14 protein-coding genes and 1 tRNA gene are annotated in these 23,213 nt (G+C 65.4%); 4 read left to right on the forward strand and 11 right to left on the reverse strand.

Annotated elements, in window-relative coordinates; translation table 11 throughout:
• Positions 1-59 precede the first annotated feature (59 nt).
• From ACMZPQ_RS03450 to ACMZPQ_RS03495, 10 genes are all read right to left on the reverse strand, one after another.
• The gene (locus ACMZPQ_RS03450) at positions 60-683 is read right to left on the reverse strand and encodes a DUF7738 domain-containing protein (RefSeq protein WP_197583113.1); all 624 of its coding nucleotides are present in this window, start codon (positions 681-683) and stop codon (positions 60-62) included.
• A 94-nt stretch (positions 684-777) separates the two neighbouring features.
• On the reverse strand, positions 778-1,440 hold the full coding sequence (locus ACMZPQ_RS03455) for a DUF7738 domain-containing protein (RefSeq protein ID WP_197583112.1): 663 nt from the start codon (positions 1,438-1,440) through the stop codon (positions 778-780).
• Positions 1,441-1,730: 290 nt separating this feature from the next.
• Complete coding sequence (locus ACMZPQ_RS03460; RefSeq protein WP_197583111.1) at positions 1,731-2,330, reverse strand: DUF7738 domain-containing protein; 600 nt, start codon at positions 2,328-2,330, stop codon at positions 1,731-1,733.
• The gene (gene tssI, locus ACMZPQ_RS03465; RefSeq protein ID WP_495495821.1) at positions 2,327-6,919 is read right to left on the reverse strand and encodes a type VI secretion system tip protein TssI/VgrG; all 4,593 of its coding nucleotides are present in this window, start codon (positions 6,917-6,919) and stop codon (positions 2,327-2,329) included. The genes ACMZPQ_RS03460 and tssI overlap by 4 nt, the downstream gene beginning before the upstream one ends.
• Positions 6,920-7,078: 159 nt before the next feature.
• Positions 7,079-8,866 carry an MFS transporter gene (locus tag ACMZPQ_RS03470; RefSeq protein ID WP_197583463.1) on the reverse strand — a complete coding sequence of 596 codons (1,788 nt, stop codon included), beginning with the start codon at positions 8,864-8,866 and terminating at the stop codon, positions 7,079-7,081.
• A gap of 153 nt (positions 8,867-9,019) precedes the next feature.
• Positions 9,020-10,147 (reverse strand): N-acetylglucosamine-6-phosphate deacetylase, encoded by a 1,128-nt coding sequence (nagA, locus tag ACMZPQ_RS03475; RefSeq protein ID WP_197583462.1) that lies wholly within the window; start codon positions 10,145-10,147, stop codon positions 9,020-9,022.
• Entirely contained in the window at positions 10,144-10,920 is a 777-nt protein-coding gene (locus ACMZPQ_RS03480) for a DeoR family transcriptional regulator (protein ID WP_049458368.1), read from the reverse strand. Before ACMZPQ_RS03480 ends, nagA begins: the two co-directional genes overlap by 4 nt.
• Positions 10,921-10,954: 34 nt before the next feature.
• Positions 10,955-12,289, reverse strand: coding sequence for a D-tagatose-bisphosphate aldolase, class II, non-catalytic subunit (locus ACMZPQ_RS03485; protein WP_197583461.1), 1,335 nt, complete (start codon positions 12,287-12,289; stop codon positions 10,955-10,957).
• Between the two features lie 16 nt (positions 12,290-12,305).
• Positions 12,306-13,244 (reverse strand): ROK family protein, encoded by a 939-nt coding sequence (locus ACMZPQ_RS03490; protein ID WP_197583460.1) that lies wholly within the window; start codon positions 13,242-13,244, stop codon positions 12,306-12,308.
• Entirely contained in the window at positions 13,237-14,391 is a 1,155-nt protein-coding gene (locus ACMZPQ_RS03495; RefSeq protein WP_197583459.1) for an SIS domain-containing protein, read from the reverse strand. The genes ACMZPQ_RS03490 and ACMZPQ_RS03495 overlap by 8 nt, the downstream gene beginning before the upstream one ends.
• A gap of 322 nt (positions 14,392-14,713) precedes the next feature.
• On the opposite strand from ACMZPQ_RS03495, the gene ACMZPQ_RS03500 reads away from it, so the two are divergent.
• The 4 genes from ACMZPQ_RS03500 to ACMZPQ_RS03515 all read left to right on the forward strand — a co-directional run bounded on the left by ACMZPQ_RS03500 (position 14,714) and on the right by ACMZPQ_RS03515 (position 23,080).
• Positions 14,714-18,073 carry a TIM-barrel domain-containing protein gene (locus tag ACMZPQ_RS03500; RefSeq protein WP_197583458.1) on the forward strand — a complete coding sequence of 1,120 codons (3,360 nt, stop codon included), beginning with the start codon at positions 14,714-14,716 and terminating at the stop codon, positions 18,071-18,073.
• Positions 18,074-18,206: 133 nt separating this feature from the next.
• Positions 18,207-21,182, forward strand: coding sequence for a TonB-dependent receptor domain-containing protein (locus ACMZPQ_RS03505; protein WP_197583457.1), 2,976 nt, complete (start codon positions 18,207-18,209; stop codon positions 21,180-21,182).
• Between the two features lie 65 nt (positions 21,183-21,247).
• Positions 21,248-22,603: a Gfo/Idh/MocA family oxidoreductase gene (locus ACMZPQ_RS03510; RefSeq protein WP_197581448.1), complete on the forward strand. Its 1,356-nt coding sequence runs from the start codon at positions 21,248-21,250 to the stop codon at positions 22,601-22,603.
• A gap of 120 nt (positions 22,604-22,723) precedes the next feature.
• Positions 22,724-23,080 carry a hypothetical protein gene (locus ACMZPQ_RS03515; RefSeq protein ID WP_197581450.1) on the forward strand — a complete coding sequence of 119 codons (357 nt, stop codon included), beginning with the start codon at positions 22,724-22,726 and terminating at the stop codon, positions 23,078-23,080.
• 29 nt (positions 23,081-23,109) lie between these two features.
• On the opposite strand, the gene ACMZPQ_RS03520 is transcribed toward ACMZPQ_RS03515, so the two are convergent.
• Positions 23,110-23,186 (reverse strand) — tRNA-Arg (locus ACMZPQ_RS03520).
• Positions 23,187-23,213 lie beyond the last annotated feature (27 nt).

The following is a 23,213-nucleotide window of genomic DNA, read 5'->3' on the forward strand; positions in this document are numbered from 1 at the left end:
GCAGCGTCTGAACTGGCATCACGTTCGGTAGCGGTCAATGTGCCGAAGGTCCGGGACGGTCATTCAAGTGCACGGCTGATTTCAATGGTGTACGGCAGACTTTCATACCGCTTTTCATCAACCGTGAAGTAGATCGAGTAGCCACGGGATGTGCCATCAACCCGATTCGTGGTGCATGTCGCGATGCCCTTGCTGCAGTGAACCTCAAGCGCCATGTTGCTGGCGGCTGGAATGTCACTGATCTTCATGTCGCCGTTGATTCGTGTGCTACTGACGACGACCTGCCCTGTGAATGGCTTTCTGGGTCTGATGGTTGCTGGCGCGTCTGATGATCCAGGGCCTTCATCCAGATCTGTGTTGAAGGCAAAGGCTACAGTATCGACACGGTCCTTCATCGGGAGATCGGTATAGGCAAAGATGCCCAGTTCGTCCCATATCATCATGCCTGGGGAGCCCGGATTGGCATATCTATAGTTTTCGCCCAGAAGGGAGATCCACTCTTTGGTAGTTGCCCCAATTCTTGCGTGACCACCATTGATCAAGAAATCTCCGTTGTCGAATTCGACACTCGGCTGTCGCGGATTGCCTGAGTCGGGTGAGGCGGCGTGGCAGCCAGCAATAACAAGAAGAAGGGCGGAGAGAGCGATTGCCTTGATCATTCCTTGTTGGCCGGATTCATTCATCAAAGAAGTCTTCGTGGAGGCGGGCGCCGTAGCTCAGCCGATAGCAGCGATGAAGTCGAGTAGTCACCGCTTGTGAGGGTGATTCCGTGTTTGCTTAATCTGGAGCGCTGTCTTTCTCGATGTTCAGTTTGTATATGTAGCTGCTGTAGCGTTGATCGTCCACGGCGAAGTAGAAAGAGTAATCCAGCTTGGCCTGATCGGCCCTGTTGGCGCTACAGAGAGCAATTCCGTGGCTGCAATGCACTTCGAGTACACCCTCGCTCAGTCGTGGTATGTCATCTACCTGTGTCGTCTCGCTCACGGGTGTTCCCAAGAGCGAGACTGCACCCGAAAAAGTCCTGCGTGGCTGAGTTCCTTTGCCTGGTGGGTCATCGCCGCCAGATGACCCGGGAGGGACACGGAGGACGAATGAGACGGAGTTGATGCGTCGTTCTTTCGTTGGGCCCGTATAGGCAGCGATCCCCAGTTCATCCCAGATCATCATGATCGGTAATTCAGGATCGGCAAAGCGATAGTCGCTACCAAGGGCGGCAATCCATGCATCGGCGGGCGCGCCAAGTTCAACGCGCTGCGAGCCGATGAGGATCGAGCCGTTCTCGAAAACGGCCGCTGGCTTATGCACTTTGCCCTCATCCTGAGGTGCGGAGCCGCATGCAGCGAAGAGCAATGAAAGCGTTATCGTGGAAAGGAGTCTGGATTTCATCTTGACTTCATATTTGTCGCATGTTCTCCAGTGCGTGACTTCCGCGTTCTTCATGAAGGCACTCAATCTGAGGAGCGAACGAAGCAATTCCGTTGGCAGCCGTGAGGCGATCCAAAGAAGTGACATCAAGTACGCAGTCGCGCCGCAAATTTTCCGTCATCGTTTGCTGGTCTGGCGCGTAGCGTGCTACGCCTGCTACGCATCTAGTGTGTATTTAGGCTCGACCACGCGATCCATTGTCGACTACGGGTGATGTGGGCTGAGTGTCTCTACACCGTCGGGATGTGCCGCTTGAGCTGGGCTCGATTTGGCCATGCGCATCATGAGTCGTTGGACGGAGATCACTACAGTGCGCGGCTTATTTCTATAGTGTATGGAACGCTGTCATACCGCTTCTCATCAACAGTGAAGTAGATCGAGTAGCCACGGGAAGAGCCATCAACCCGGTTCGTGGTGCATGTAGCAATGCCACTGCTGCAGTGAACCTCAAAGGTCATGTTGCTCGCGGCCGGGATGTCGCCAATCTTCATGTCGGCGTTGAACCGTCCGCTGCCGATGACGACCTCGCCGTTGAACATTCGTTTGGGTCTGATGGCCTGTCCGGTGCCGGGCAAGGCAAGATCCGCGGTGGGATTTTTGTGGAAAGCAAAAGCAACGCTGCTGACTTGATCCTTCCTTGGTAGATCGGTATAGACAAATATGCCTAGGTCGTCCCAGATCATCATGTCAGCAGATTTCGGGTCGGCGTATCTGTAGTTCGTTCCCAGCGCGGAAATCCACTCTGCAGTGGTGGCACCAATTCTTGCATTCTTGCCGTTGATGGAGAACGAGCCCTTGTCAAACTCCACTCTTGGCTGCCGGATTGTGCCGGAATCATGTGGCGCAGCATCGCAGCCTGAAATCAGGAAGAAGAGAACGGTTGAGAGTATATGTCTCTTGATCATTTGGTCTTGACCTGATTCTTCTCGCCAAAGAGGTCTTCATAGAAGCGAGTGATGTAGTCCCAGCTGTCTGAACCATAGCGACCCACGCGACGGATGTTCTCCAGTGCGTGCTTTCCATGTTCCTCGTGCAGGTGCTCAAGTTCGGTGGCGGACGAGGCGCGCCGTATCGCCGCAGCGTGCCCTTTGGCCCAAGCGGCAACAGTCGCATCCTGCCAGTTCGTATCATTGGGGTGGACCAGATAGGACTGTGCGATCTTGACCGGATCACGTGATGCATCGCCCCGCCATCGCCCTGCCATTGCTTGCCCAACCTGGAGGACGGCCTGTCGCGCCAGCTGAGCAGCCAATGTATGCAGCGGATGGACGTCGTGGTCCTTTGCCAGCTGGGAATGGCTGGGGTCGGTTGACCCACTTTTGTTTGGGTCGGAATCGAACATCGTCTGCGCGTCGTCCACACTGTTGCCTACGAGCAGCAGGAGTTGTTGATAGACGAAGTTGTAGCAGTTGAGTACCGCGCGCATTGGCGCGCTGGCGATCCAGCCAGCCCGTTCCAGATATTCATGTCCAGGGATTCGTGCAATGCGGTCTCGAAGTTTGAGGAAATCCTGGAACGCTTTGTAGTAACGCTGATCGCTGTGCTCGGAAAGAAGGACCAGCATGATCTTCTCGCCGTCGGAACGGTCGCCAGGCTTGCTCGCCTTGAACTCCCAGCTTTCTACGCCGAAGAGCTTGTGAGCAATGGGTTCGGCCAGGCTTGCGATGACGTCGGTCGAGCCAAACATCCCAGTCACCACAGGGTATCGATGAGTGCAATTGGCAGTCGATGTCCAAGGCAGCACGGTGCTGTGTCCGAGCTTTCTCAAGCTGAGTTCGCAGAAATTGGAGTGTGCGAAGTAGTCCTCAAGAACATGCAGGGCAGAGCCAAAATGGCGCATGCCATCGGGTGTCTTGCCCATTGAGATTGCCGTGTTCAGTTCGGAAGACATGAAGTCTCTGGAGCGCATGATGTAGCGCTTCATCGAGGTTTTCGGGTCTATCTGAAGAAGAGCACTTCCGGGCGTGACCCAAGGCTCGAAGTCCTTGTCGATGGTTTTCGGGTCTGCTGGCTCGGGTTTGATGTTTTTTGGGTTGTCGATATGCTCGCTTGGCTTGTATACCCCGAGGCGGGCAGGTGTTACGCCAAACTCAGCGCGGTTCTGGTATCGAAGGTCGTGGAACTCACTGCCTGCCAGGACATCGACAATCTGGGTGAGTGCAGCTCGGGAAAGGTACTTCCCGAGGTCCTTCGGGAGGCCCGGAGGACGCACAATCTTGGGGTCGAGGAGCTGGGAGTAGTCCCTGAGCCAGTTGCCAAAATAGATTGCTTGGCGCTCAATTGGCAAGAATCGGGCGTCCTGAAGCACCGCCTCAATCGATCGATGCCCAAACGACTCGCTGGGTCGCTTGTCATGGTTCTGGCCATCACCCGCACTGAACCCCTCGTAGCGCCCATCCTCGCTCTTGTTGGTTTCCTGGGCCACGGGCCCCTGTTGCTTCAGTGCAGCCTGTACTTCCGCATAGTTCACCTTCAACGCACCGTTGAACTCGGGCGAGGTGTACTGCGCATACTCGGTTTCGTGCGTGCCTTCCAGGTCGAAGAACGCCAGGCGATAAGCGAGTGCAGTGCCTTCTTCCTTGCCGCTGTCGGCAGCGAGGGTCGGCTTGCCGTTCGCATCCTTCTCCGCCAGATCATTGCGCAGCACGTTGTCGACGTGGTGCCCGAACTCATGCAGCAGCACCGCCAGCAGTTCGCGTGACGCCTCGATGGTCGTCGCCGCGCGGTCTGCCGCCATGCTGTTCACGCGGATGATGCGCTTGCTGTTGTCGTAGTCGGCCGGGTAGGGCGCGCCGGCCATCACCTTGTGTTCGGGCGGCTGCAGGCTGCCATTCTTCAGCGCGTCCTGCAGCTTCATGTAGGTCCGCGCCGGAACATCGAAGCCGAAGGTCGGCGCCATCATCATGACGAACTCGACCGGTGTGGACTGCTCGGCGATGCTGCGCAGCTGGTCGTAGGCGAACGTGCTTTCGAAGGTACGGCCCGGATCAGGCTTGATCGTGAAAGCGGGCAGCGGCGGCAGGCTGGCCGGGGTGCTGCCTCCCCCCATGAACGGATGCTCGCCCGCCTTGACCTTGAACTCGCCCGGGCAGCTGAAGGTGATGTTGCCGCCTTCCAGCGTGATCGCGCTGCTGCCCGCCTGCAGCACCACCTTGCTCTGCGCCAGCACGTCGATGCGGTCGTCGGTGGCGGTGATGGTCAGCGCCTGCTCGCTCAGCAGTTCCAGCTCACCATCGTTGGCCTGCAGGCTGACCGGCCCCTGCGCGGCGATCACCCGCAGCGGGCCGCTCTGCGCGAACAGCGAGACATGCTCGCCGGAGACGGTGGCGATGGTCTCGCCGGCACTGATGTGCAGGTCCTGCTGCACGGTCATCTGCAGGTTCTGCCCGGCATAGGCCACCGCGCTGGCTGGCGTGGTCCAGGCCACGTGGTGCGGTGCCTCGGCCAGCAGCAGCGGCGTGCCCAGCCGTTCCACCGGTTGCTCGCCGGGGCTGCGGCCGTCGCTGCCGGGCTTCATCGCGCTCTGGCCGTTCACTTCGCCGGTGTAGCGCCCCTGCGCCTGGGGGTCGATCTGCTCGCGCAGTTGCTTGGTGCGCTCAAATTCGGCCAACCCCGGCACCTGCTGCTGGGCCAGGGTCTGCTGCATCTGTTCCAGGCTGCGCTCGGCGCCCTTGAGCTGCGCCACCACGCTGGCGTTGTCCATCACCGTAGAGGCCGCGCGCTCCTGCAGGCTGGCCGACAGCAGCAGGCCTTCGCCGGCATGCACGTTGCCCCAGCCCTGTGTGGCCAGTTCGAAGCCTTCGCCACGCAGCGCGCCGCGGGCGGTGTCCTGGTGGCCGATCAGGTAGCCCAGCTCCAGCCGGCTGTCAGCCAGCGAGCTGTGCAGGCGGGTGCGCAGCTGGCCCGGTGTATCGTCCATCACCCATTGCTGGGTGCCACTGCCGTCATGGGCCTGGGTGTGCAGGCCGCTGAGCACGCCGGGGTGGCGTGCGTTCTCGTCGATGCCACCGCCGAAGGGCGGGGCGACCTCGCCGTTGTAAAGCTGGCCGGTGATGCGCGGCTGGTCGATATCGCCGTGCAGGAACTCCACCAGCACCTCGCTGCCCACGCGAGGCAGGAATGCGCTACCCCAGTTCGGGCCGGCCACCCACTCGGCCACCGCCACCCAGCTGCCGCTGGTGTGGTCGCCGGGCGCGTGGCCGGGCTGGGCGCTGCCGGTATCGGTCAGGCCGCCCGGATTGGGCGTGCTGCCGCGCTGCCAGCCGAACTGGATGCGCACCTGGTGTTCGCGGTTGGGCGTCACCGCGGCGTCGGCGATGCCGACCACGCGCGCGGTCTGCGGGCCGTGCAGGGTAGGCCGGTCCTGCGGCAGGGCGCGCAGTGGCACCCCGGTGCCGGTAGCCAGGAAACTGTTGCGGTAGGCGCCGCGCTCCAGCGCAGGGCTGCCCAGCAGCTCGGCGATGCCCTGGTCCAGGTTGTTCAGCGCCACGTGCTGCACGGCCAGCAGCTGGAAGGCCTGGCCTTCGTGCTGCGGGTGCTGGCTCAGCGTGAAGGTGCTGCCGGCGCCGAGTTGGCGCTCGCTGCCGCTGCCGCAGTAAAGCACCTGGCCGACGCGCAGCGCATCCAGCCGGGCCTGCGCCTCGGCGTCGGCCCATCCGGCCTGGGCGAAACGGCCGGCGCGCGGCTGCACATAGACCTCCAGCGCCGGCAGGCTGCCAGCGTCGGCACTGGACTGCGCGGCCACGGCATTGACCTGCTCGCTGTGCCAGCTGGCCACGGTGCTGGCATTGGGCACCAGCTGCTGGCGCTCGGCAAACGCGGTGATGCCGTCGCTGGCCTCGGCCATGTCGGCGCGATGGAAGCGCACGCGACCGACGTCGGTCAGTTCGGCACCCGGTTCAAACACCACCAGCGTGTGCGCGGCCTCGTCGCCCTGCGCCTGCTCGACACGCCAGGCCAGGCCGGCCTCGGCCAGCAGCCGGGTGACGAAGGCCCAGTCGGTCTCGCGGTACTGGGTGGTGATCGCGCGCGCCGGCAACTCGGCCTGCACGTCGAAGCGGAACACGGCCTGCGGGTAGTCGGCAAAGATCTGCTCGCAGATCGCCCGCACGTCCTGGTCCTGGAAGATCACTGCGTTGCGGCGCAGGCGCAGCAGCGCGGTCCACGGCTCCAGGATCAGCCGGTAGCGGGCCAGGCCGCCGTCACTGCCCAGCTGCGCCGCTTCGGTGCACAACCCGTGCCACTGCCGCAGCGCGCCGTCGGCCTGGCGCAGCTGCAGGGTCAGCGGCTGCTCCAGCCACGGGTCCAGTTCCAGGAAGGCGTCGGTGGCCAGGCAGTCGATCTGCAGGCGGTTGTCGCCGCAGACTGTCTCGGTGCCTTCGAAGCGCTCGACCACCCACGCCTCGTGCAGCCCCAACAGTCGCAGCTGGCGTGGCTGTCGTGCGTCGAGCGTGATCGCCCGCAGCAGTGCGGCAACAGCGGCTTCCGTGCCCATTCCAGAATCTCCCCTCGTGGTGGGAGAACTGTTGGGCAGGGAGCCGCCGGTGGCGGCGTGTTACGCCATTCCTGAGGAGCGCTTCACGCTTGTTGAGACCAAATCAGGCCGTTCGCGTCAAAATGGAAGGAAGCGGGCTGTGCAATTGCGACGCCGCGATCAGCTCCGCTTGCCGGCGAATCGTGCCTCGATCTCTTCGAGCGACTTGCCCTTGGTTTCCGGCAGCCAGAACGCGGCCACCAGGAAGAACACGAAGGTGCACGCCGCCCAGAACACGAACATGCTGGCGTAGCCGTAGTGGCCCACCGTGGGCAGGAAGATCGCGGCGATGGTGGTCGACACGAACTGGTTGATCAGCAGCGCGATGCTCATGCCGTTGGAACGGATGCGGTTGGGCATCAGCTCCGATAGTGCCAGCCACACGCAGACGCCAGGACCGACCGCGAAGAACGCGACGAACACCAGGATGCAGGTGGCCACCGCCCAGCCGTGTGCCGGCGGCGGCACCGGGCCGATGCGGGCCTGTTCGATGCGCAGGGGCGCCTGCGTGGCACTGGCCGGGTCGGCGAACGGATTCAGATGCAGTTTGCGGAAGAACGCACCGATCACGCTGTCCGGCTGCACGGTACCGGCACGTTCAATGCGCAGCTCGCGATCGGTCAGGTTGTCGCTGCGCAGGGCGCGCACATTGGTGAAGTCACCGTAGGCATACGACACGGTCAGCTGCAGCGGCCGGCCTTCGCTGTCGATACCTCTGCCCAAGTGCTGCCACTGCGCATCATCCAGTACCAGTTGCAGGCCATCGCCGCTGACGGCCGCCTGCAGCTGCGATTGCACGTCGGCGCGGCCACGCTCGGCCTGGAAGAACAAGGTCGCGGCGGCAAGCAGGGCCACGCAGATGCCGCCGCTGCCGAGCATCAGCAGGAACTTGCGTCCCTTGCGGTCGACCAGCAGCAGCGCAACCACGGTCATCACCGCATTGAGCAGCTTGATCGCCACGTCGGCGCTGTTGGCCACAGACCCGGACAGGCCGGCCTGGTTGAGGATGTTCACCGCATAGGCCAGCACCGAGTTGATGCCGGTGGCCTGGGTGCAGGCAAGTACCACGCAGGCGAGCAGGAACGGCACGACGTAGCGGCGGCTGAGCAGCGGATCGCGCTTGCCGTCGCGGCTGCTCGATTCCGGCGCCTGGATCTGTGCAAGCGTCGGCTCCACCTGCGAAGCAGGCAGTACGCGCTGCAGGCTGCGGCGCGCGTCATCGATGCGGCCGCGGCGCACCAGCCAGCGCGGCGATTCGGACAGCCAGAAGATGCCGGCGCAGAACAGCAGGCCCGGCGCCAGGCAGCTCCAGAAGATGGTGCGCCAGGCATGGTCCTTCACCGTGAACAGTTCCTGCGCCTGCTGCGCCACCGGCAGCGAACGCACGGCTTCAGCGGCGGCGTCCACCGCATGCGCGTGGTACAGACCGATCAGCGCCGCCAGCACCAGGCCGATGGTCAGCAGCAGCTGGAACATCGCCGCACCACGGCCGCGCCGTTCGGGGCTTAGGACTTCGGCCAGGTACAGCGGCACCACCACGCCGATCAGGCCACCACTGACGCCCTGCAGCAGCCGGCCCAGCAGCAGCGGGGTGTAGCCGGACGCCAGCGCCATGATCGGAATAGACGCGGTGAACAGCAGGCCAGCCAGCAGCATCGCGCCGCGGCGGCCGATCAGGTCGGCGACCATGCCGGCGAACAGCGAGGACAACACACTGCCCAGCAGCACTGCCGCGACGACGAAGCCGAGCTGCTGGCTGCTGAGCTGCCAGGCGTGGCTGGCGGTGGCTTCAAGATAGGGCAGGGCGCCGGCGATGATGCCGATGTCGATGCCATACAGCAGGCCGCCGAGGCCGCCGATGAAGAGCAGGTAGCGAACGGGCCAGCGCGGGGCGGTGCGTGCAGTCATCGGCATATTCCCAGGAGGCGTTTCGGTGCGGATTGCTTTCGTAGCGTCGAGCTTGCTCGACTGAGCGCGCAGGGCGCGGCAGAGCAGGCGAGCAAGCTCGACTCTACGAGAGACGGTGCGTCAGGCGTTTTCGGGCGTTAAAAACGTGGTACGTCAGGCGGGTGCAGCGTTCATATCGATCACGCGCCCGCCGACCACCACCTGCTGCAGGCGCAGTTCGGCGTCCAGCACCACCAGGTCGGCGCGGGCGTCGGGCGCGATGCGGCCGCGATCGCCCAGGCCGAGGTAGTCGGCCGGGAACGTGGAAACGCGTTGCGAGGCGTCAGCCAGGTCCAGGCCCACCCGCACCAGGTTGCGCAGCGCCTGGTCCATGGTCAGGGCGCTGCCGGCCAGCGAACCGGTCGCCAGGCGCACGCAGCCGCCGCACTTGTGCACGCGCTGCTCGCCCAATGCGTACTCGCCATCTGGCATGCCGGTGGCAGCGGTGGCGTCGGTCACCGCATACAGGCGGGGGATCGCGCGTGCGGCCAGCCGGATCACGCCGGGATGGATGTGCTGCAGGTCGGGAATGATCTCGGCGTACTGCGCATGCGCCAGCGCCGCCGCTGCGATGCCCGGGCGATAGTGATCGACGCCAGTCATGCCGTTGAACAGGTGGGTGAAGCCGGAGGCGCCGGCCTGCAGTGCGGCCACGCCTTCCTCGTAGGTACCCGCACTGTGACCCAGCTGCACGCGGATGCCCATCGCTGCAAGCGCGGGAATCAACGCGGTGTGCTCGCCGATCTCCGGCGCAAGCGTCATCACCCGGATCGGGGCGAGTGCATGCAGCTGCTGCACCAGGGCCAGCGTCGCTTCGATCGTTCGGTTGGGCTGCGCGCCCAGCCGTTGCGGGCTGATGAAGGGGCCTTCCAGATGCACGCCGACGATGCAGGCCGCCTCGGCATCGGGCACCGCCATGGTGGCGGCCACGCCCTGCAGCGCATGCTCGATCTCGTCCAGGCCGGCGGTCATGGTGGTGGCCAGCAGCGTGGTAGTGCCGAAGCGCAGATGGGTGCGGGCGATGGTGCGTGCCACGTCGCCGCCCTGCATCAGGTCCACGCCGGCCGCACCGTGCACATGCAGGTCGATGAAGCCGGGCAGGATCACCGGCAGCTGCGGATCGTCAGCGCCGCTGTGGTCGTCCACCTGCAGTTGGCGCACGTGCGAATCGAAGTGGACCTGGCCGCGCCGCCAGCCCAGCGGGGTGAGGATGCGGCCCTGCAGGGAGCGGGTGTCGGTCATGCGGTGGGCTCGGCGATGATCACTTCGATGCCCAGCCGTTGCAGTCCCTCGCGGGAAGCATCGTCGATGCCGGCGTCGGTGATGATGGTATGGATCTGGTCCAGCAGGGCGATGCGGTGCAGGCTGACGCGGCCGAACTTGGAGGCGTCGGTGAGCACCACGATGCGGCGCGCGCGCTCGACCATGCGGTGGTTGAGGCGGGCTTCGGCTTCGTCGTGGGTGGTCAGGCCGAACTGCAGGTCCAGGCCATCCACGCCCAGGAACAGGGTGTCGAAACTGTAGGAGTTGAGGCTGGCTTCGGCCTGGCTGCCCTGCAGCGACAGCGATTGCTGGCGCAGCAGCCCTCCGGTCAGCAGCACGTTGATCCCGGGCGCGTTGGCCAGCTCCCAGGCGATGTTCAGGCCGTTGGTCATCACCGTCACGTCGCGTTGGGTGCGCAGGTGGCGGGCCAGGGTCATCGTGGTCGAACCGGAATCGATGATGATGTTGTCACCGGGGCGCACCAGGCGTGCGGCGCAGGCGCCAATGGACTCCTTCAGCGGCAGGTTCAGCGCATCCTTCTCGTGGATGTCCTGTTCCTGCGGCGGCGTGCGCACCAGGGTCGCGCCGCCGTGGGTGCGGTTGGCCAACCCCTGCGACTCGAAGTGGGTCAGGTCGGCACGGATGGTCACCGCGGACACGCCGAAGCGCTCGACCAGATCGGCCACCTGCACCGAGCCATGCTCGATCAGCAGCTGCAGGATCTGTTGTCGGCGGGAGCGGGTGTTGCGCATGGCCATCTCTCGGTGTCGTCAGGAAAGGTAGAGATTAGCCGTTCGCAAGAACGGAGGCAGCCGAACTTTCGTTCTGCTTGCGGGGGCCAGCCTGGTTGGCACTGCAGGCGCGGGCATACTCGCCCAGGCACAGGCCGATGCGGTGCTGCACCAGCGCGGTGGGGGTGTTGGCCAGAGTGCCTTCGCGCACGGCACGGTACTGCTCCGGCAGGTACTGGCTGAGCAGCACCAGTGGCGGTGCGTGCTGTTCCAGGTTGGCGAACAGGGTCTGCACCGCCTGCACCAGTGCCGGCTCGCCCCAGTAGTAGCGGCAGCGGTCGCTGAAGGAGTAGCGGCGCAGCAGGGGCAGCGCGGCGTCATCGCCCTGGTAGTAGGACTGCCAGTACCTCGGCTGCGCCACCATCACCTCGTCCAGCACCTGCGGCAGGCGCGAGCATTGCGCGGCCGGCAGCAGTTCCGCTTCGATCGCGGCCAGCGCGAACAGCGCTTCACGGTAGGCGAAGGTGGCGGCGGGACCCACCTTGAGGATGGCGAAGTGGTCGCGCACCAGCGCGTGCAGGCCGCTTTCGCGCTGGTAGTCGGTGGAGTGCGCTTCGAACACGATGCGCGGCTGCTGTTCGAGGAAACCGGCCAGCGTGCCAGCGGCGGCGGCATCGTACTCGTGCACGCTGCTGTGGTCGAAGTCCACGCCCGGCTGCACCACCATTGCGATCACGCGCTGCCAGGCATCGCGCAGCAGCGGCGTATCGAAAGCCTGCTGGTGGATCGCCAGGGTCTGCGCGGCAGCCGCCGGCGTAGTGACCTGCAGGCCCTCAGCCAGCGAGGCTTCGCCACCGGGAATCGGCACTTCGGTACCGATCACGTAGACCGGCGGTGGCAGGCCGTTGCCGGCGGCGGTGCGCTCGGCGATCTCCGCCAGTTCGGCCGAGCGCGCGGCGACGATGGCATCGGGCAACGGCACCGGGTCATCGGCGCAGGACATGCTGCAGTCCAGGTGGATCTTGTGGAAGCCGGCGGCGACGTAGGCCTCGATCAGCACGCGCGCGTGGGTCATCGCTTCGGCGGCCGGGCGCTTCTGCCAGGCATTCGGGCCAAGATGATCACCGCCCAGGATCAGCCGCTCGCGCGGGAACCCTTCTTCATCGGCCAGCGTGCCGACGTAATCGCGGTACTGCGGCGGGGTCATGCCGGTGTAGCCGCCGAACTGGTCGACCTGGTTGGAGGTGGCCTCGACCAGCAGCACGGTGCCGTGCGCCAGCGCCACGTGCATGGCGGCGCGCAGCACCTGCTCGTTGCTGCAGCAGACGCTGTACAGGCCGACGTTGGCACCGGCGCGGTGGGAAGCAAGCAGGGTCTGCAACGGGGACATGGTCAGGCTCCGGACATCAGGAAAACGAGGGGTGGCAGGCGAGCAGGGCAGCACCACGTGCGCCGCCGGCATCGCCGAAGCGGGGCGGCACGATCGGGGGTACCTGCACGCCGTTGAACAGATGCGCCGATATGGCGGCCGGCAGCTGCTGGTACAGCGGCGCGTACTGCGACAGGCCGCCGCCAAGCACGATCACGTGCGGGTCCAGTGCCAGCACCAGCGCGGCCAGGCTGTGGCCGAGCAGGTCGCGGTGGATGTCCAGGGCTTGGCGCGCACGCGCATCTCCGGCCTCGGCCAGGGCGATCACCGCGCTGGCGTCGGTGGCGCTGCCACCGAGGTGGCGTTCGATCATCGCCAGCCCACTGCCGGAGACGTAGCGCTCGACGCAGCCCTGCAGGCCGCAGGCGCAGTCGATCAGCGGCAGGCCGTGGCGCTGCAGCAGGTGGCCGGGAACGCTCCAGTGGCCCCATTCGCCGGCCAGGCCGTTGAAGCCGGACAGCAGGCGGCCGTGCAGGCAGAAACCACCACCCGCACCGGTGCCGAGGATGGCACCGAACATGCTGGGGTAGCCGTCGGCGGCACCGCCATGTGCTTCCGACAGGGCGAAACACTGCAGGTCGTTGCCGAAGTGCAGCGGACGCCGCAGGCGGGCCTGAAGATCCGCCGCCACGCTGTGTCCGGTCAGTGCCGGCACGTTCGCACTCAGCTGGCGACCCGTGCGGCGATCACGCACGCCGGGCAGCGCGATGCCGATGGCAGCGTCGTTGCGGCCCAGTGCGGCATCCGCATCGGCCACCAGCGCCAGCATGGCCTGCAGGAAGCCCTCATAGTCGCCCTGCGGCGTGCTGACGCGACGGCGCCAGGTGACCTGCATTGCCGCATCGCACGCCACCAGCTCGATCTTGGTGCCGCCGATGTCGATGCCGTAGCCGGCGTGGGCGATCAGCTCAGCCATGATGGATGGTGACGCCCTTGACGACGCGGTTGACGGTGCCGTCCGGGAACGGGTTGTCCGGGGTCAGGCCCAACGCGGCCGAGCGTTGCAGCGCGAACAGCTGCGCAAAGCCCAGCCACACCGGCGCCAGCCACGGGTCATCCAGTGCCGGCACGGTGAGGGTGTATTCGTCTTCGGCACCGATATCCGAATGCGGGCCGATCGCCAGCACCTGGCCGGCCACGCCGTCGCGGCGCAGTTCTTCCAGCAGGTCCTGCTCGTAACGGCGCGCCAGCGGCTGCACGCTGCGCAGCACCACCACCAGCGTGTTGCCGTCCAGCGTCGACTTCGGGCCGTGGCGGAAGCCCAGCGGCGTGTTGGCCAGCGCCAGCACGCGGCCGGCGGTCAGCTCCAGCACCTTCAATGCACACTCGCGGGCCAGCGCTTCCAGCGGGCCGCTGCCGAGGTAGATGATGCGGTTGAACGGGCGCTGTGCCAGCGCGGCCACCGGCGCATCCCACTGCGCCTGCCCTTCGCGGGCCAGTGCGGCGATCTGCTTCAGTCGCGCAACGCGGGCATCCCACGGCGAGCGGTCGAACACGGTCAGCGCGGCCAGCAGCATGCAGGTCAGGCTGCTGGTCATGGCGAACGCACGGTCGCAGCTGGCCGACGGCATCAGCAGGGTGCAGGTATCGGCACGACCAGCGCCGCGGCGGGCCAGTTCGCCATCGGCATTGCAGGTGATGTCGAGGAAGCGTGCGTCATCCACGTCACTGCGCACGCGGTCCACTGCCGCCACGCTTTCCGGGCTGGAACCGCTGCGGCCGAACGAGACCAGCAGGGTCGGGCGGTCGCGCTGCAGGTACAGCGCCGGGTGGGTCAGCAGGCTGGTGGTATGCACCACGCGCACGTCGGCCGGCCACTGCGCGTTGATCGCGTCGGCCACCATCTCGGCGATGAAGCCGGAGCTGCCCGCGCCGGTGAACAGCACGCGCTGGTGGGGATCGTTGAGGCTGTCGCCGAGGAAGGCCTGCAGGCGGTCGCGGGCACGCGACAGGTCCTGGGCGAGGGCTTCCCACAGCGCGGGCTGCTGGGCGATTTCGGTTGCGGTATCGGCTCCGCCCAGGCGCTGCCAGGCGGACACATCGGAAAGCAGGGTGACGTCCATTCGGAGGTTCCAGTTGGGCCAGCGCACCATCTGTGTTTTCTTTCGAAATGTCAAATACCGAAAGCAAAAAGAAAGAAAAGGTAATGCCGGGTTTGCCCTGTGCCGGTAACTCGGGAAAACGAAAGAACGGGTTGAATGCCGTATCGCACAATGCTTAACAGGCTCCTGCAAGCGGTTACACAAAGTATTGCGGCGCAACAACTTTCGTTTCAAGGGAATATATCTTCCTTTTTCCTTTCAATTTGTTGACATCTTTCGAATCGCTGCCCTAGAGTCGGCCCAATCGCTTTCGAAACGCCCGGTGAACGGGTTGGGAGTCCGCGTGGAAAACTGCGTTCGTCGCTCGCCGCTGCTGCTGGCCCTGCTGCCGGCGTTGATGCTGGCGTCCACGCCGGTCAATGCCGAACCGGTCGGCAACCTGCGTTCGGTGGCCGCCAGCGACAGCCGCGATGGGGTGCGTGGCTGGGATCTGCAGACCGACAAGGGCGCGCGCATCCGCATCGAGCTGCCGGCGACCGACATCATCCGCGTGCAGGCCGGCCGCAACGGCACGCTGACCGGTGCCGGCGACAAGGCCGCGCCGATCGTGCTGCCGCAGCCCAAGGCGAACGTGCGGGCGCAGCTGGAAGAAGACGCGCAGGAAATCCGCGTGCGTACCGATGCGCTGGTGCTGCATGTGCAGCGGCAGCCGCTGCGCCTGCGCCTGGAGCGCCTGGACAACGGCCAGCCCACCGCCCTGTGGCAGGAGCTGCAGCCGCTGGACCTGGACGCCACACAGAGTGTGCAGGTGCTGTCTTCGCAGGCCGATGAAGGCTATTACGGTGGTGGCCAGCAGAACGGCCGCTACCAGTTCAAGGGCCGCGAGCTGGACGTGTCCTATTCCGGCGGCTGGGAAGAGGGTGACCGCCCGAGCCCGGCGCCGATGCTGCTGAGCAGCCGCGGCTGGGGCATGCTGCGCAACACGTGGAGCGATGGCAGCTACGACCTGCGCGAGCCCGATCAGGCCACGCTGCTGCATCGCGAAGACCGTTTCGACGCCTACTACTTCGTCGGCGCGGACCTGCCGAAGCTGATCGAACGCTACACCCAGCTGACTGGCCGCCCGAACATGGTCGCGCGCTGGGCGCTGTCCTACGGCGACGCCGATTGCTACAACGACGGCGACAACAGCAAGAAGCCCGGCACTGTGCCTGAAGGCTGGAGCGACGGCCCGACCGGCACCACGCCCGATGTGATCGACAGCGTGGCCAGGCAGTACCGCGAACATGACATGCCCGGCGGCTGGATCCTGCCCAATGATGGGTACGGCTGTGGCTACAAGAAGCTGCCGGAGACCGTGCAGGGCCTGGCCAAGTATGGCTTCCGTACCGGCCTGTGGACCGAGAACGGCGTCGACAAGATTGCGTGGGAAGTGGGCAAGGCCGGCAGCCGCGTGCAGAAGCTGGACGTGGCCTGGACCGGCAAGGGCTACCAGTTCGCGATGGACGCCAACCGCCAGGCGTTCAACGGCATCCTCGACAATTCCGATTCGCGCCCGTTCCTGTGGACGGTGATGGGCTGGGCCGGCATCCAACGCTATGCAGTGGCCTGGACCGGCGACCAGAGCAGCAGCTGGGACTACATCCGCTGGCACGTGCCGACCCTGGTCGGGTCGGGCCTGTCCGGCATGGCCTACGCCAGCGGCGACGTCGATGCGATCTTCGGCGGCAGCGCCGAGACCTTCACCCGCGACCTGCAGTGGAAGGCGTTCACCCCGGTGCTGATGGGCATGAGCGGCTGGTCGTCGAACGCGCGCAAGCACCCGTGGTGGTACGACGAGCCCTACCGCAGCATCAACCGCGATTACCTGAAGTTGAAGATGCGCCTGACCCCGTACATGTACGGGCTGGTGCACGACGCTGCGCAGACCGGCGCACCGCCGGTGCGTGGCCTGATGTGGGACAACCCGCGCGATCCGCACGCGCAGGATGAAACCTACAAGTACCAGTTCCTGCTCGGGCGCGACCTGCTGGTGGCGCCGGTATACCGCAGCCAGGCGGCCAGCCGTGGCTGGCGCCGCGACATCCACCTGCCGGCCGGCGGCTGGATCGACTACTGGGATGGCCGCCGCGTGCAGGCTGCTGCCGACGGCCGCCAGCTCGACCGCCAGGTGGACCTGGCCACACTGCCGGTATTCGTACGTGCTGGCGCGATTCTGCCGATGTACCCGTCGATGCTGTTCGATGGCGAGAAGCCGCTGGATGAGGTGATGTTCGACCTGTACCCGCAGGGCGATTCGCAGTACACACTGTACGAAGACGACGGCAACACCCGCCGTTACCAGCAGGGCGAGTCGAGCACGCAGGTGATCCGCGTGCAGGCGCCGGCGCAGGGCAGTGGCCCGGTGCAGGTGCAGATCGATGCCGTGCAGGGCCAGTACAACGGCCAGCTGGCGCAGCGTCGCTATGGCCTGCGGGTACTCAGCCGGCAGGCGCCACGTGCGGTGCAGGCCGGTGGCCGTGCGCTGCCGGCTTTGGCCAATGCCGCTGCCTTCAATGGCGCTGCTGAAGGCTGGTATTTCGATGCCGCCGAACGCCATGGCACCCTGCATGTGCGTACCGCCACCCAGGACATCCGCCAGCCGCTGCAGCTGCAGCTGGACTTCGCGGTGGCTGCCGCGGCCGCCGACGATGCCTATCCGGCTGCACCGGTGCTCGGCCGCGAACTGCCGAGCGACAGCCTGCTGGTGGTCAACCGCCCGGCCGAAGAACCCGGCCACGCGCTGGAAAACGCCTTCGACGACGATCCCGGCACCTGGTTCCGCAGCGTGCGCAACCAGGCCGTGCGCACTGGTGCGCATGAGTGGGTGATCGGCTTCGGCGAGCGCAGGATGATCGATGGCATCGACATCGCCCCGCGCAACGACAAGAACTGGAAGCATGGCCAGGTACGCGATTACGAGGTGTACCTGGGTGACAGCAACGGCGAGTGGGGCGAACCGATCGCACGTGGCCGCCTGCAGCTGAAGGAAGGCGTGCAGCGCATCGACTTCCCGGCGCATGCCGGTCGCCTGCTGCGCTTCCGCGTGCTGAGCGTGCAGAACCCCGAGGGCGATGGCGCCAGCAGCACCGATCCGATGGTTACGGCGGCGCAGGGCAGCGCCCGCGCCTTCGATGCGCTGCAGCCGCGCGACGTTGGCCCGATTGCGTTGTCCACCTTCCACATCCTCGAGCACCAGGAACCGGAGCGACCGGCCCGGCAGCGCTATCTCTCCGAGCTGCCGGTGCCGGCCGCGCTGGCCAGCCAGGTGCGCACCGACCAGTCGTTCCGTGGCGATGCCGGCATGCGCATGAACGGCCTGCAGTTCCGCCGTGGCCTGGGCGTGGGCGCCACCAGCCGCATCGACCTGCGCCTGCAGGGCGGCTGGCACCTGCTGCGCGCCGACCTCGGCATCGACGACGCGTGCCGCACTGCCGGTGGCCTGCAGTTCCAGGTCTGGGGCGACAACCGCCTGCTGTACGACAGCGGCCTGGTGAAGGCGCCTGGCGTGGTCAAACCGGAGCTGGACATCCGTGGCCTTTCCACCCTGAGCCTGCGCACGCTGGGTGCGCAGGGCAGCCAACCCGCCCAGGTCTGTGCCAACTGGGCCAACGCCGTGCTGATCGGCCAGGAGGGCGACTCCGCCAGCATCGTCGCCCCATGACCCCCTCGTAACACCGCTCCTCCCCCCGCCCATACCGACTACGGCCCTGCTGGCCGTGGCCCGGGAGCGTTTTGCCCGCCGAACGCCCACGCGCTCACTTATTGCGCCGCACCCCTGCCAGGAGAGAACCCCGATGTTGCCCGCCCGCCACCACCGCCCCCCCTGTCGTTCGATTGCTCCGCTGCCGCTGGCCATCGCCGGCGTGCTGCTCTCGGTCGCCGTTCCCGCCCTCGCCCAGGACAGCAAGGACAAGGCCACCGACCTGGCCCGCATCGAGGTCACCGGCTCCAACATCCGCCGCACCGACGTTGAAACCGCCTCGCCGGTGCAGGTGATCAGCAAGCAGGACATCCAGAACATGGGTGCGCGCACGCTGCTGCAGGTGCTCGACAACCTGCCGGCCGCACGTCCGGCGCAGCAGGATGCGCGTTCGCTGTTCACCGGTTCCGATGGCGCCTCGCAGGCCAACCTGCGTGGCCTCGGCGCGCAGGGCACGCTGGTGCTGCTGAATGGCCGTCGCCTGTCGTACTACGGTGCACCGGCCGGCTTCCAGACCCAGTTCGTCAACATCGATGCGATCCCGGCCGCGGCCATCGAGCGCATGGAAGTGCTGACCGACGGCGCCTCGGCGGTGTACGGCACCGACGCGGTGGCCGGCGTGATCAACGTGATCACCAAGCGCAACTTCCAGGGCGCCGAGATCAGCTTCACCAATGACACCTCCTCGCGCATCGACTCCTACGGCGAGCGCCAGGCCAGCATCACCGCCGGCTTCGGCGACCTGGCCGAGAACCGCTTCAACATCTACGGCGCGGTGAACATGTACCGCCGCGACGCGATTCCGCTGAGCGATTTCTACGACAAGCGTCCCGACCAGTACTACGTCAACAACCCGAACTACCTCAACAACCTGCGCCTGGGCGTGGGCAGCAAGCCGGGCGAGTTCAACCCGGGCAGCTACTTCGCCTTTGATCCGGTGACCGGCCGCCGTGTGCAGGAAGCGGCACCGGGCTGCAAGAACGTGCTGACCAGTGAAGCGGCCGGACCGCGTTGCGTCTGGGAAACCTGGATGAACAACGAGATCGATGCCGGCGCCAAGTCCGAGCGCAACACCGCCTACCTCAACGGCACCTTCCTGGTGGGCGAGAGCACCGAGATCTTCGCCGAGGCGACCTACACCGACATCGATCTGCGTGCCAACGGCGGTACGCCACGTACCTACGGCACCACCACCGGCAACCCGACCAGCTGGTTCTCGCGCAACACCGGCAACAACGTCAACCAGTTCCTGTATCCGTTCCTGGGCCCAAACAACGAGTACAACCACGCCAGCCCGCAGATGAAGGCGATGATGGGCGGCGTGGTCGGCCTGCAGTACCTGCTGCAGGATGCCGGTGCCGATTACTTCGGCCAGCGCAACACCGACAAGAGCTACCGCGTGCTGGCCGGCGCACGTGGCAACGTGGGCGACTGGAACTGGGAAACCGCGTTCGCCAGCGCTGGTACCCACTCCACCACCTACCAGACGATCAACGTCAACACCAAGGGCTTCGAGAAGGCCTTCGGCCCGTACACGATTGACCCGGGCACCGGCCGCGTGATCATTTCCGATCATCCTGCCTACAAGTTCGGCGAGATCAGCGAAGCCAACGCCGCGCTGATCCGTGAAGCGTTCCCGACCTTCGACATCCAGTCGTGGACCCGCCTGCATACCCTGGACGGCAAGATCGAAGGCCCGCTGTTCCAGCTGCCGGCCGGTGAGATGCGCGCAGCGTTCGGCTTCAACGCCAGCCGCGAAACCTTCTACACCCCGGGCAACGCCGATGCGGCCAACGGCCTGATTACCCAGCAGGGCGGCTCGTGGTTCGACGGCAAGCGCAACACCTATGCGCTGTTCGCCGAGACCGTGGCGCCGATCACCGACAAGCTGGAACTGGATGCCGCGGTGCGCGTGGACAAGTACCCGAACTTCAGTGCCAACATCGCACCGAAGATCGGCTTCAAGTACCAGGCCTTCGACCAGCTGATGCTGCGTGGTACCTACTCCACCGGCTTCCGCGCACCAAGCCTGGCCGAGTCCGGCAACGGCGGCGTGTTCGCACAGCTGGGCGGCTTCCGCGACGAGCTGCGCTGCAACGAGACCAACGCCATCGCCAACCTGCTGCTGAAGTCGCAGCGGCCGGGTGATGTGGACCTCGGCAAGACCCTGCTGAACGTCGATTGCAACCGTACCGTGGCGCGCATGACCCAGCCGAACAAGGACCTGAAGCCGGAGAAGGCGAAGATCGCCACCCTCGGCTTCGTCTACGAGCCGGCCAGCTGGCTGTCGGTGTCGGCCGACTACTGGTTCATCTATCGCAACAACGAAATCGTCGCGCCGGACTACCGCCGCATGGAAGACATCATCTCGATGTCGCGTTCGCCGATCACCGACAGCGACCGGGCCAACCTGGCGCAGCTGGCGGCGATGTGCGCCGATCCGGCCAGCGGCGTGAGCTGCCCGGCGAACCTGCCGGGCTATTCGGCGGGCAACGTGGCCAGCGTGGTCGGCCAGTACAAGAACCGCGGCAAGACCCTGATCGACGGCTTCGACATTGATGCGCGCAGCCGCTTCTCGCTGGGTGACTGGGGCAACCTGAACATCGGCCTGGCCGCCACCATCGCCAACCGCAACCGCTTCTACATGGATGCGGAGAACGGCTGGTACTACGGCGATGTGGTGGGCTACTACAACAACCCGCGCCTGCGTGCCACGCTCAATGCCGACTGGACCTACAAGCAGGTCACCACCAGCATGTTCGTCAACTATGTGGGCGGCACCAAATGGGCCACCGACCAGGTCGATGAAGTGAGCAACAACAAGGAAACCTGCACCGGCGGCTACCTGGCGCTGCAGAAGAGCAAGTGTGACGGTGCACCGTCGTGGTGGACCGCCAACATGAGCGTCACCTGGCGCCCGGATGATGCCTGGAACCTGAGCTTCACCGTCAAGAACCTGTTCAACCGCCTGCCGTTCTACGACCCGAACAGCTTCCTGGGTGACTCCAGTGACTACGCGACGATCTTCGGTCGTGGTTACAGTGTGACCATCGGCTACCGGTTCAAGTAATTCCGTTTGCGTGACCTGGCGTGCCGGCTGCGGCCGGCACGCTGCCAAGAGGAGAGATGTTTGCCATGAAGCGTAGGGAATTCATCGCGGCCAGTGCCGCTGTCGCCGCCAGCAGCCTGCTGCCGCAGACCCCGGCATGGGCACGCGGGCGCAAGGTGCGCCTGGCCATGATCGGCACCGGCATGCGTGGCCTGGTGCTGCTGAAGGAACTGGTGCGCCGCGACGACGTCGAGGTGGTCGCGCTGTGCGACATCGAGCCGATCATGCTCGGTCGCGCCGTGGAGATGGTCAGCAAGGCCGGCAAGCCGGCGCCGAAGACCTATGGCCAGGACCGTGACACCAACGCCTGGAAGCGCCTGCTGGAACAGAAGGGCATCGATGGCGTGATCATCGCCACGCCGTGGGAGTACCACGCGCCGATGGCGATTGCCGCAATGCAGGCCGGCGTAGCCGTGGGCTGCGAAGTGGTGGCCGGTATCACCCTGCAGGACCACTGGGACGTGCTGAAGACCCAGCTGAGCACCGGCACCCCGTACATGCTGCTGGAGAACGTCTGTTACCGCCGCGACGTGATGGCCGCACTGCAGATGGTGCGCCAGGGCCTGTTCGGCGAGCTGGTGCATCTGCAGGCCGGCTACCAGCACGACCTGCGCGGCGTGAAGTTCAACTCTGGCGATCCGAACCAGCCCTACGACAGCGGCGTGGAATTCGGCCCGAAGGGCTGGAGCGAAGCGCGCTGGCGCACCGAGCATTCGGTCGAGCGCAACGGTGAGCTGTATCCCAGCCATGGCATCGGCCCCTGCGCGATGTACACCGGCATCAATCGCGGCAACCGCTTCACCCACATCAATGCGTTCGCGACCAAGGCACGCGGCCTGCACGAATACACCGTGGCCAAGAGTGGCGGCACCACCCACCCGAGCACCAAGGTCAAGTTCAAGCTGGGTGACATCGTGACCACCACGCTGGCCTGCGAGAACGGCGAGACCATCCTGCTGCAGCACGACACCTCGTTGCCGCGCCCGTATTCGATGGGCTTCCGCGTGCAGGGCACCAAGGGCCTGTGGATGGACGTGAACCATTCGATCCATATCGAAGGCCGCAGCCCGCCGCACCAGTGGGAAGAGTTCAAGAAGTACCAGGACGAGTACGAGCACCCGCTGTGGAAGCAGAATGCCGATACCGCCGCCAGTGCTGGCCACGGTGGCATGGACTGGTTCGTCATCCATGCCTTCGTGGAAGCGCTGAAGGCCAAGGCACCGATGCCGATCGATATCTACGACGCGGTGACCTGGAGCGCGATCACGCCGCTGAGCGAGCAGTCGATCGCCAACAGCTTCCAGACGCTGGAATTCCCGGACTTCACCGCCGGCGCGTGGAAGCAGCGCAAGCCGATCTTCGCGTTCGACGGCAAATACTGACCTGCTCTTGTAGCGTCGAGCTTGCTCGAGTGCATTGAACGTAACGCCGGGTCATGCCCGGCGTTGCTGCATCCGCCGTATGCTGTGGCATCCATCAGGATGTGGAAGGGGAGGCAGCGCATGCGATTGATGACCTTCACCTGTCCGCTCTGCGGCGCTGCAGGACAGCGCTTCTCATGGCGCTCTGCATGGAAACGCCAAGCGATGACGGCATGCGTCGGGTGTGGCGTGCTGCTGCGCTCGGACCCACGTCTGGGCATGCACACGCTCCATCTGTTGTATACGCAGCTCATCGCGACGCTGGCTGTATTTCCCGTTATCTGGGCCTACACCCTGGGTCGATGGTTCTGGCTGGCGGCGATCTGGGCATTGGTGCCGGTGCTGTGCTGGCTGCCCGGCATGATCAGGCATGCACGCAGCCGGATCTGCCGCGCCACACGGGATCCGAATCGGAGCTACGCTCGACGCATGCCCTAGGGGCCGGAACGGGGTGGAGCAGGGGAAGATGGCGCGCCCGGAGGGATTCGAACCCCCGACCAATGGCTTCGGAAGCCACTACTCTATCCGGCTGAGCTACGGGCGCGTTGTAGAACCGCCGCGCCGTCGACCA

It is taken from the genome of Stenotrophomonas maltophilia, from assembly GCF_047497515.2.
GTDB lineage: Bacteria > Pseudomonadota > Gammaproteobacteria > Xanthomonadales > Xanthomonadaceae > Stenotrophomonas.

Coding starts and splice junctions, on each gene's coding strand:
- ACMZPQ_RS03450 (WP_197583113.1), bottom strand. CDS start 683: ATGAATGAATCCGGCCAACAAGGAATGATCAAGGCAATCGCTCTCTCC.
- ACMZPQ_RS03455 (WP_197583112.1), bottom strand. CDS start 1,440: ATGAAGAACGCGGAAGTCACGCACTGGAGAACATGCGACAAATATGAA.
- ACMZPQ_RS03460 (WP_197583111.1), bottom strand. CDS start 2,330: ATGATCAAGAGACATATACTCTCAACCGTTCTCTTCTTCCTGATTTCA.
- tssI (WP_495495821.1), bottom strand. CDS start 6,919: ATGGGCACGGAAGCCGCTGTTGCCGCACTGCTGCGGGCGATCACGCTC.
- ACMZPQ_RS03470 (WP_197583463.1), bottom strand. CDS start 8,866: ATGACTGCACGCACCGCCCCGCGCTGGCCCGTTCGCTACCTGCTCTTC.
- nagA (WP_197583462.1), bottom strand. CDS start 10,147: ATGACCGACACCCGCTCCCTGCAGGGCCGCATCCTCACCCCGCTGGGC.
- ACMZPQ_RS03480 (WP_049458368.1), bottom strand. CDS start 10,920: ATGCGCAACACCCGCTCCCGCCGACAACAGATCCTGCAGCTGCTGATC.
- ACMZPQ_RS03485 (WP_197583461.1), bottom strand. CDS start 12,289: ATGTCCCCGTTGCAGACCCTGCTTGCTTCCCACCGCGCCGGTGCCAAC.
- ACMZPQ_RS03490 (WP_197583460.1), bottom strand. CDS start 13,244: ATGGCTGAGCTGATCGCCCACGCCGGCTACGGCATCGACATCGGCGGC.
- ACMZPQ_RS03495 (WP_197583459.1), bottom strand. CDS start 14,391: ATGGACGTCACCCTGCTTTCCGATGTGTCCGCCTGGCAGCGCCTGGGC.
- ACMZPQ_RS03505 (WP_197583457.1), top strand. CDS start 18,207: ATGTTGCCCGCCCGCCACCACCGCCCCCCCTGTCGTTCGATTGCTCCG.
- ACMZPQ_RS03510 (WP_197581448.1), top strand. CDS start 21,248: ATGAAGCGTAGGGAATTCATCGCGGCCAGTGCCGCTGTCGCCGCCAGC.
- ACMZPQ_RS03515 (WP_197581450.1), top strand. CDS start 22,724: ATGCGATTGATGACCTTCACCTGTCCGCTCTGCGGCGCTGCAGGACAG.